This is a genomic window from Streptomyces sp. NPDC031340, assembly GCF_055569945.1.
This window is the reverse complement of sequence record NZ_JBVIIE010000008.1, coordinates 97,357-107,094: the sequence shown is the minus strand read 5'-3', so window position 1 is coordinate 107,094 and position 9,738 is coordinate 97,357. Positions and strand designations below refer to the sequence as shown.

7 protein-coding genes are annotated in these 9,738 nt (G+C 73.6%); 5 read left to right on the top strand and 2 right to left on the bottom strand.

The genetic code is table 11. The features are described 5' to 3' along the window. Window positions 1-182: 182 nt before the first annotated feature. From ACZ5GT_RS08025 to moeZ, 5 genes are all read left to right on the top strand, one after another. Window positions 183-1,850 (top strand): DUF3492 domain-containing protein, encoded by a 1,668-nt coding sequence (locus ACZ5GT_RS08025; RefSeq protein ID WP_469016625.1) that lies wholly within the window; start codon window positions 183-185, stop codon window positions 1,848-1,850. Continuing rightward, entirely contained in the window at window positions 1,847-3,088 is a 1,242-nt protein-coding gene (locus tag ACZ5GT_RS08020) for a hypothetical protein (RefSeq protein ID WP_469016621.1), read from the top strand. The genes ACZ5GT_RS08025 and ACZ5GT_RS08020 overlap by 4 nt, the downstream gene beginning before the upstream one ends. A gap of 237 nt (window positions 3,089-3,325) precedes the next feature. After that, a complete protein-coding gene (locus tag ACZ5GT_RS08015) occupies window positions 3,326-4,285 on the top strand; it encodes an NAD-dependent epimerase/dehydratase family protein (protein ID WP_469016618.1) in 960 nt (319 codons plus the stop codon). Beyond that, window positions 4,273-5,022 carry a spherulation-specific family 4 protein gene (locus ACZ5GT_RS08010; RefSeq protein ID WP_469016616.1) on the top strand — a complete coding sequence of 250 codons (750 nt, stop codon included), beginning with the start codon at window positions 4,273-4,275 and terminating at the stop codon, window positions 5,020-5,022. Before ACZ5GT_RS08015 ends, ACZ5GT_RS08010 begins: the two co-directional genes overlap by 13 nt. 63 nt (window positions 5,023-5,085) lie before the next feature. After that, window positions 5,086-6,264 carry an adenylyltransferase/sulfurtransferase MoeZ gene (gene moeZ / locus ACZ5GT_RS08005; RefSeq protein WP_469016614.1) on the top strand — a complete coding sequence of 393 codons (1,179 nt, stop codon included), beginning with the start codon at window positions 5,086-5,088 and terminating at the stop codon, window positions 6,262-6,264. A gap of 215 nt (window positions 6,265-6,479) precedes the next feature. On the opposite strand, the gene ACZ5GT_RS08000 is transcribed toward moeZ, so the two are convergent. Next, a complete protein-coding gene (locus ACZ5GT_RS08000) occupies window positions 6,480-8,030 on the bottom strand; it encodes an alpha/beta hydrolase (protein ID WP_469016612.1) in 1,551 nt (516 codons plus the stop codon). A gap of 136 nt (window positions 8,031-8,166) precedes the next feature. Further along, entirely contained in the window at window positions 8,167-9,708 is a 1,542-nt protein-coding gene (locus ACZ5GT_RS07995; protein WP_469016610.1) for an alpha/beta hydrolase, read from the bottom strand. Window positions 9,709-9,738 lie beyond the last annotated feature (30 nt).

Below are 9,738 nucleotides of genomic sequence, written 5' to 3'. Positions count from 1 at the left end.
GTAGCCACGGCCACCAAACCCCCCCACACACACCCCCCCCACCCCCCCCCCCCCCCCCCCCCCCCCCCCCCCCCCCCCCCCCCCCCCCCCCCCCCCCCCACCACCTTGTCCGCATACGTTCTTCACGCTGCGAGCCGTCGAGTGAACGACGGCTCCTCACACGGGAGATCGGGGGTGCGCTCGTGCGCATCGGACTGCTTACGGAGGGTGGCTATCCGTATGTGCGCGGTGACGGCACGCTCTGGTGCGACCGGCTCGTGCGCGGGCTCGAGCAGCACGAGTTCGACGTCTACGCGCTCTGCGCCGACGAGCGCCAGGAGGACGAGGGCTGGGTACCGCTGCCGCCGCACATCGGCCGGGTCCGGACGGCCCCGCTGTGGACGGCCGAGGACGACTCCGTCCGGTACGGGCGCCGGGCCCGCCGCCGCTTCGCCGAGTGCTACGGCGAGCTGGCCGCCGTGCTGTGCGCGGCCACCGCAGGTGAGCCGGCCGGCTCGTCCGAGGAGGCGCCGGGCGCCGAGGCGGACCGTTTCGCCAGTGCGCTGTACGGGCTGGCCGACCTCGCCCGCGACGAGGGCGGGCTGGTGGCCGCGCTCCGCTCGGAGGCCGCCGTTCGCCTCCTGGAGAGCGCCTGTCGTGCGCCCGGCGCGCCTCGCACGGCGCGCGAGGCGCGGGTACCCGATCTGCTCGCCGTCGCCGCGCACCTGGAACGCGTCCTGCGCCCCCTCTCCCTCGACTGGTACCGGCACGACGGGCTCGGTGGCGCCGACCTGTGCCACGCGGCCTCCGGCGGCTCGGCGGCCCTGCCCGGACTGCTCGCCCACCACTTCGCCGGCGTGCCCCTGCTGGTGACCGAGTACGGGGTGCGACTGCGCGCGCACTACCTGGCCTCCGTCGACGCACCGCCCGCCGTGCGGTCGCTGCTCGCGGCCTTCCACGGCAGGCTCGCCGCCGAGATCTACCGCCGGGCGTCCCTCCTCACGCCCGGCAACACGCACGCGCGCCGCTGGCAGGAGCGCTGCGGCGCCGACCGCGCCAAGCTGCGCACGGTCTACCCGGGCATGGACGCCTCCCGCTTCGCCGAGGTGGGCGATTCCCCGGACCGCGCCGACCCCGACACGCTGGTCTGGGTCGGCCGCGTCGACCCCGCCAAGGACCTGATGTCCCTGCTGCACGCCTTCGCGGAGATCCGCAAGGAACAGCCGAAGACCCGCCTGCGCGTCATCGGCGCCCCGGCCGGACCCGACGGCGAGGCCTACCTCGGCCACTGCCGGACCCTCGCCGCGCAGCTCTTTCCCGACGAGGCCGACGGCCCGCACGCTGTCGGGGACAACCCCGTCTCCTTCGAGGAGATCGGCGGTCCGGAGATCCCGGCCCTGCCCGACGCGTACGCCGCGGGCGCGGTGACCGTGCTCTCCAGCGTCGTGGAAGGGTTCCCCGTCAGCCTCGTCGAGGCCATGTTCTGCGCTCGCGCGACGGTGTCCACGGACGTCGGCGCGGTCGTGGAGGTCATCGGCGGCACCGGGCTCGTCGTACCGCCGCGCAACCCGCGGGCGCTCGCCGAGGCGTGCGTGGCGCTGCTGCGCGACCCCGAGCGCCGTGAGCGCCTCGGCGCCGCCGCCCGCGCGCGTGCACTGGAACTGTTCACCGTCGAGCAGAACATCGCCGCGTTCCACGGCCTCTACCTGGAGCTCGTATCGCGCGCTCCGGTGTGCCGGGCCGTCCTCGACGACGCCGCGGAGCCGCTGCCCTTCGCGGTCCCCGCCGAGGCGCATCTCCTCGGGGGCTGGCCCGCACCGGCACCCGCGCGGGTGCCGGCCTGGCTGCCGACCACGGAGGGAGCGCGATGAGCGGCCCCGGAGAACTCGGGCGTCCCGGCACGGCGGAGTCCCCACGTGTGCGCGCCGACGCGGACGCCGTCGCCCCGGCCGGCATTCCCGGCGCCGCCGAGCCGCCCGCCGCCCGTCGGCATTCGTCCGCCCGGCCCCGCGCCGCCGATCCCGTGAAGACGTTGCTGCACCGGCACCGCGAGCTGTGCGAGAGTGCCGTCGACGCGCTGGAGATCGCGGCGGGCCTGGAGGCGCACGGCGTCACCGACCGGACCGCCGCACGCTTCCACCACCGGGACGTCTTCTCCCTCGCCGAGGAGATGTACGTCCGCGCCTCCCACGACAAGGAGTCGCCCCCGCGTCCCGCGGCCGTCGCGGTCCCCGGCGCGCGCACCGACTGGGTCCTGCTGACCCTTCTGCCGGGAGCGCTGTGCGCCGCGACCCTGGCCGGCCTGCGGCTCACCCACGGACAGCCCCGACTCACCGTGGCCGCCGTCGGCGCCCTCGCCGTGTACCTCGGCCTGCGGGCGGCGCTCGCCCGCGGACCGCTCGGCGCGGCGGCCCGGACGGGGGCCGGGCCCGCCGCGCACCCGCCCGGTGCCCGCGCCCGGACCTGCTGGCTCGTCGCCTACGCCCTTCTCGGCGACGGGTTCCTCGGCGCGGCCATGGCCGGCGGCCCCGACGGACCGCCCAACGGCGGCCCCGGCGGCCCCTGGCCTGTCGCCACGGCCCCCGTCCTCGCCCTCGCCCTGTCCTGCGTCCCGGCGGCCTGGTGCGCTCACCTCTTCACCGTGCGGGCCGGCCGCAGGCTGGCAGCGAGCCGCGGCCTGGAGGAGTTCGCCGCCTCCGTACGACCGCTGCTGCTCGGCACGTTCGCGCTGTACCTGTGCGCCCTGGCCGCCCTGCTCGCCGTGTGCGGCGCGGTCCTGGGCGAGCCCGCGGCCTACGCCCAGGCCCTCTGTCTCGGTGCGCTCCTGCTTCTCACCCGCCTCCTCACCGTCCACGGCTTCACCCGCGCCCCCGCCCTCGTCCTCACCGCCGCAGCCGCCGCCGAGGCGGCCGCACCGGTCACCGTCCTCGCGGGGCGCCTGCCCGGGGCCGGATTCCTCGCCACCCCGGTGCGGACCCTGGCCGAGGCATGGGGCCCCGGCTCCATCCCGGCGCTCACCTGCGCGGCGGGCGCACTGACCCTGCTCATCCACGCGACGCGCACCGTCACCCGGGCCTCGGCCCACGCCCCCCGAGGAGAGCAGCGATGACGTCCGCGCCCCACCGGCGTCCCCGCCCTGCCGGCAGCCGTGCCGCACCGGGGCCCGCGCCGCGCGGGTGCCTTCCGCCGAACGCGGCGCGAGCCGACAGCGCCGCGGGCATCACATGACCCCACCGAGCAACACCTGCCGACCCACTGAGCACGACCCGTTGATCACGCCCCACTGAGAAGGAGAACACCAGATGATCACCTCCCGACCCGAACCCTCGGCCCCGGGAGCCGCACGATGAGGGTCCTGCTGATCGGAGCCAACGGCTACCTCGGCCGCTTCGTCGCCGACCGACTGCTCGCCGACCCGGCCGTCCAGCTCACCGCGCTCGGCCGCGGCGACGACGCCGACGTCCGTTTCGACCTCGCCTCGGGCAGCCCCGGCGCCCTGACCCGCTTCCTCGACGCGGTGCACCCCGGCGTCGTCGTGAACTGCGCCGGCGCCATCCGCGGCGGCGCCCGCGAACTGACCCGCCACAACACGGTCGCCGTCGCCACCGTCTGCGAGGCCCTGCGCCGCAGCGGCTGCGGCGCCCGGCTGGTGCAGATCGGCTGCGGCGCCGAGTACGGCCCGAGCCAGCCCGGCTCCTCCACGGCCGAGGACGCCGTCCCGCGCCCCGGCGGCCCGTACGGCGTGAGCAAGCTCGCCGCCACCGAACTCGTCCTCGGCTCCGGCCTCGACGCGGTCGTGCTCCGGGTCTTCTCGCCCGTCGGCCCCGGCACGCCCGCCGGCTCACCGCTCGGCCGGCTCGCCGAGGCCATGCGACGCGCCATGCAGTCCGGCGACGGCGAACTCAAGCTCGGCGGTCTCGGCGTCCAGCGCGACTTCGTCGACGTACGGGACGTCGCCCGAGCCGTGCACGCCGCCTCCCTCTCCGCCGCGCAGGGCGTCATCAACATCGGCTCCGGCCGCGCCGTCCGCCTGCGGGACGCCGCCGCCACGCTCGCCAGGGTGGCCGGATACGGCGGCACCCTGCACGAACTCGACGGCCCGCCCGGCCACCTGCGGTCGGCCATCGGCCACCCGCGCGGCGACGCCGACCACGTGCCCCCGGTGGCGTACCCGTACCCGGACGGCTGCGGCAGCTGGCAGCAGGCCGACGTGCGCACCGCCCGCGACCGGCTCGGCTGGCGGCCCCGGATCAACCTCGAAGAGTCCCTCGCCGACATCTGGATGGAGGCGGCATGCCGCATCTGACCAGCGCCACGAACGGCACCGCGACCACCGGCGTCCGCACCGGGTTCGGCGTCCCCGGCTACGCCCACCCCCTCGTCGCGCCCACCGAATGGGACCTGCTCACCCGCCCCGGCACGCCCCTGCACTGGGTCGTCCTCGACGTCGCCGACGGCCCCGGTATCCGCCCCGACCCGCAGTGCCTGGAGGCCGCGGGACGCCTGCGCAACACGGGCGTCCGCGTCCTCGGCCGCCTTGACGCCGCCCACGGGGCCCGCGCCCTCGCCGAGACGGTCTCCGAAGCCCGCCGCTTCGTCGACTGGTACCAGGTCGACGGCTTCCTGCTGGCCCGCTGTCCCTCCGGGCGCGCCTCGCTCCCCGCGATCCGCCGCACCGTCACCGCGCTGCGCGCGGTCCGTGACGGTGGACACATAGTCCTCGGCCACGGCGCCCACCCGCATCCCGGCTACGCCGAGGACGCCGACCAACTGGTGACCTTCGCCGGCCCCTGGAGTGACTACCGCTGGTCGCAGGCGGCCGAGTGGACCGCGGACCATCCGCCTGAGCGCTTCTGCCACTTCGTCCACGGCGTGCCACGCCGGCACCTGGAGGAGGCCTTGCGCATCGCGCGCTGGCAGGGCGCGGCGACCGTCTGGTTCACCGACCGCACGGACCGCGGAGGGTGCTACGACCCCTGGGAGGGCATGCCCGGCTACTGGGACGACATCGTCTCGCGGGTCGGAACAGGTGTCTCGGAATGAAGATGGCCATGGCACTGTTACACGGAGAACAACCGTAGTGATTGACCGATCAACGGAGTCCCCGTGTCGCTGCCACCCCTGGTCGAGCCAGCTTCTGAGCTCACCGTAGACGAGGTCCGCAGGTACTCCCGCCACCTGATCATCCCCGACGTCGGGATGGACGGGCAGAAGCGGCTGAAGAACGCCAAGGTGCTGTGTGTGGGCGCCGGCGGCCTGGGCTCGCCGGCGCTGATGTACCTCGCCGCGGCGGGCGTCGGCACGCTCGGCATCGTGGAATTCGACGAGGTCGACGAGTCGAACCTGCAGCGCCAGATCATCCACAGTCAGTCCGACATCGGCCGCTCCAAGGCCGAGTCCGCCCGTGACACCGTCAAGGGCATCAACCCGTACGTGAACGTGATCCTTCACGAGGAGCGGCTCGAGGCCGACAACGTGATGGACATCTTCAGCCAGTACGACCTGATCGTCGACGGCACGGACAACTTCGCGACCCGCTACCTGGTCAACGACGCCTGCGTCCTGCTGAACAAGCCGTACGTGTGGGGCTCGATCTACCGCTTCGACGGCCAGGCCTCGGTGTTCTGGTCGGAGCACGGCCCCTGCTACCGCTGCCTCTACCCGGAGCCCCCGCCCCCCGGCATGGTCCCCTCCTGCGCCGAGGGCGGCGTGCTGGGCGTGCTGTGCGCGTCCATCGGCTCCATCCAGGTCAACGAGGCCATCAAGCTCCTCGCGGGCATCGGCGAGCCGCTGGTCGGCCGCCTGATGATCTACGACGCCCTGGAGATGCAGTACCGCCAGGTCAAGGTCCGCAAGGACCCGAACTGCGCGGTGTGCGGCGAGAACCCGACCGTCACCGAGCTCATCGACTACGAGGCCTTCTGCGGCGTCGTGTCCGAGGAGGCCCAGGCGGCGGCCGCCGACTCGACGATCACCCCGAAGCAGCTCAAGCAGTGGATCGACGACGGCGAGAACATCGACATCATCGACGTCCGCGAGCCGAACGAGTACGAGATCGTCTCCATCCCGGGCGCCCGCCTGATCCCGAAGAACGAGTTCCTCATGGGCACCGCCCTCGAGGGCCTGTCGCAGGACAAGAAGATCGTCCTGCACTGCAAGACGGGTGTCCGCAGTGCGGAAGTCCTCGCGGTCCTGAAGGCCGCGGGCTTCTCCGACGCCGTGCACGTCGGCGGCGGCGTGATCGGCTGGGTCAACCAGATCGAGCCGGACAAGCCGGTCTACTGAGCCCACCAGCTCCCGGCGGGGGGGGGGGGGGGGGGGGGGGGGGGGGGGGGGGCAGGGGGGGGGGGGGGGGGGGGGGGGGGCCCGCACGGCGGGCATGGTGGGGGGGGGGTGGTGGGGGGGTTCAACGAGGCAAGCCAGACAAATCCGTTTCCCGGCCCCACCCGCCTCCGGGGGGGGGGCGCGGGGGGGGGGGGGGGGGCCCCCCCCCGCCGTCGTCATGAGCAGACCTTGCCGTCCTCCGGCGCCGTGCCCTTGAGCAGGTAGGCGTTCACCGTGGAGTCGACGCAGTCGCTCCCGCTGCCGTACGCCCCGTGGCCCTCGCCCTTCCAGGTGAGCACCACGCCGACATCCTCGCCCAGCTCGTCGGCCATCTTCTTCGCGCCCTCGTAAGGCGTCGCCGGGTCGCCGGTGTTGCCGACCACCAGGACCGGTGCCGCGCCGGGCGCGCTCACCTCCGGGGTGTCGTACTGCCCGGGCACCGGCCAGTCGTGGCACCAGCCGGCCGTGTCCCAGCCGAGGAAGTCCCCGAACACCGGCGAGACCTTCTCGAACTCCGGCAGCAGCTTCTTCGTCTCCTCCGCGGTCGGCCGCTGCTTGTCGTCCAGGCAGGATATGAGTCGTTGCGAGTGGGTCGTCGTGCCGTAGTGCCCCGAGGCGTCGCGCTCGTTGTAGCCGTCGGCGAGGTCCAGCAGCTCCGAGCCGTCGCCCTGCTCCGCCGACTTGAGGGCGCTGGTCAGCGCCGGCCAGCCGTCCTTGCTGTAGAGCGGCAGGACGATGCCGGTGAGTGCGAGTGTCTGGGTCAGCTCGCGCCCGGACGACGTCGGCAGCGGGTGCGCGTCGATCCTCTTCAGCAGGCCGGCGATCTTCCGCGAGCCCTGCGCCGGGTCCTGGCCGGTGGATTTCAGGTAGTCGTCCAGCGCGCGCTGGAAGCCGCGGGTCTGGTTCATCGCGTGGCCCATGGTGTCGGCGCTCGGGTCGACGACCGCGTCGAGGACCAGCCGCCCCACGTTCCGGGGGAACAGGTGGGCGTACACGCCGCCGAGTTCGGTGCCGTAGGAGATGCCGAAGTAGTGCATCTTCGTATCGCCCAGGACCTGGCGCATCAGGTCCATGTCGCGGGCGGTGTCGGTCGTCGAGACGTGCGCCATCAGCTTCCCGGCGGTCTTCTGGCAGCCCTTGCCGAAGTCGGCGGCGTCCTGGAGGTACGCCTTCTCCTCGGCCGGGTTGTCGGGTGTGACGTCCACGTCCTCCGCGGCCTGGATCTCCTTGTCGCCGCGGCAGCGCACGCCCTCGCTGGCGGCGACCCCGCGAGGGTCCCAGCTCACCAGGTCGTACCGCTCGCGCAGCGGCGAGACCGTGGAGGCGTACGAAGGCATCATGGACACGCCCGAGCCGCCCGGCCCGCCGAAGTTGAACAGCAGCGAGCCGATGCGGTGCTCCCCGCGCGCCTTCGCCCGGATCAGCGCGAGGCCGATCGTCTCGCCGTCCGGCTGCGCCCAGTCCAGCGGCACCCTCAGGGTGGCGCACCGCCAGTAGCCGCCCGGGGCGGGGGAGTCCGCGGTGGCCTTGCAGCGCCCCCAGGCGAGCCGCTGCCCGGTCAGCGAGGAAGGCAGCGCGGCGCTCGCGCCGGAGGCGCCGTCCGACGCGGAGGCCGTCGCGCTCGTGCGGTCGCCGCTCCTGCCGTCGTCGGACCAGCCGCCGCCGCAGCCCGCCACCAGGAAGACGGCGGCGGCCCCGAAGGCCGTCCACCGTGCGAGACGCGCCATGCGCATACCCCCCTCACGAGCCGTCCGCACCGGGCAGCAGACGGCGGTCAGGCCATGGTAGGCGGATCGAGCCGACCCCGTCGGACCCTGTGGATAACCCTCTGACCTGCGCCTTCTTGCGCGTCCGGGCTGGGAGCTAGGAGCAGACGGTCCCGTTCGGCGGGACCCTGCCGTCCAGCAGATAGGAGTTCACCGCCCGCTGCACGCACTTGTTCTTGCTGTCGTAGGCGCCGTGCCCCTGGCCCTTGTACGTCAGCTCGACGCCGACGCCATCGCCCAACGCGTCCACCATCCTCTTCGCGCCCTGGTACGGGGTCGCCGGGTCGCCGGTGTTGCCCACCACCAGAATCGGCGCCGACCCGGGTGCCCTGACGTCGGGGTGGTCGGCGGCGCCCGCGACGGGCCAGTCGGTGCAGCTGATCATGGACCAGGCCAGGAAGTCCCCGAACACGGGCGAGGCGGCGCGGAACGCGGGCAGCCGCTGTTCCACCTGCGCGGGCGTGTAGCGGGGTCTGGCGTCCGCGCAGTTGATGGAGATGTTGGCGGCGGTGAGGTTGCTGTACTCGCCGTTCTGGTTGCGCCCGTTCATCGCGTCGGACAGCAGCATCAGCACCTCCCCGTCACCGTCGTACGCCTGCTGCAGACCCTCGGTGAGGTAGGCCCAGAAGTCCTTCGAGTACAGGGCCTGCGCGATGCCGTTGGTCGCGGCGGTCCGGGTCAGCTCGCGCGGGAAGACGCCGGGGATCGGCTTGCGGTCCAGGGCCTTCAGCAGGCCGGCGATGCGGGCCTCGACGTCCTGGGCGCTGTCGCCGATCGGGCAGGGCTCGGGCTTCGACGTGCAGTCCGCGGCGAAGTTGTCGAGCGCCAACTGGAAACCCGCGGCCTGGCCCAGGGAGCTCTGTTCCGGGTTCTGCGTCGGGTCGACGACCGCGTCGAAGACGGCCCGGCCGACGTGTCTGGGGAACAGGTGGGCGTAGACGCCGCCGAGTTCGGTGCCGTAGGAGATGCCGAAGTAGTGCAGCTTGTCGTCGCCGAGGACCTGGCGCATCAGGTCCATGTCGCGGGCCGCGTCGGTGGTGCGCACGTGCGGCAGCAGCTTCTTGGAGTTCCGCTCGCAGGCGTCGTTGAACCGCCTGGTGTTGTGCAGCAGCTCGGCGCGCTCACGGGTGTCCTCGGGGATCGCGTCCTGCTGGAAGTAGGCGTCGAGCTGCTGGTCGTTCTCGCACTCGACGGGGGCGCTGCGGCCGACCCCGCGAGGGTCGAAGCTGACCAGGTCGTAGCGGGTGCCCAGGGCCGTGTAGTCCTTGGCGAAGGCGGGAAGCGTGGTGACCCCGGAGCCGCCGGGCCCGCCGAAGTTGAACACGAGCGAGCCGATGCGCCGGCTCTTCCCGCCGCTCGCCTTCGCCCGGATCAGCGCGATGCCGATCCTGTCGCCCTTGGGCTTGTCCCAGTCCAGCGGAACCCTCAAGGTGGCGCACTGCCAGCGTTCGCCGTTCGGCAGCGGCGAGGGGGCGCCGCCGCCGCCCTCGGCCTCGGACGGGGCCGGACAGTCCTTCCAGTCGAGCTTCTGATCCGTCAGGTCCGCGTCCCGGGAGTCGCCGCAGCCCGCCAGCACGCAGGACAGCAGTACGGCGGTGGCGGTCACGGCAGCGGCGCGCCGATGGAGCGGGTTGGGCATGAACCCATCCTGCGGTCGGACACGCGTGCG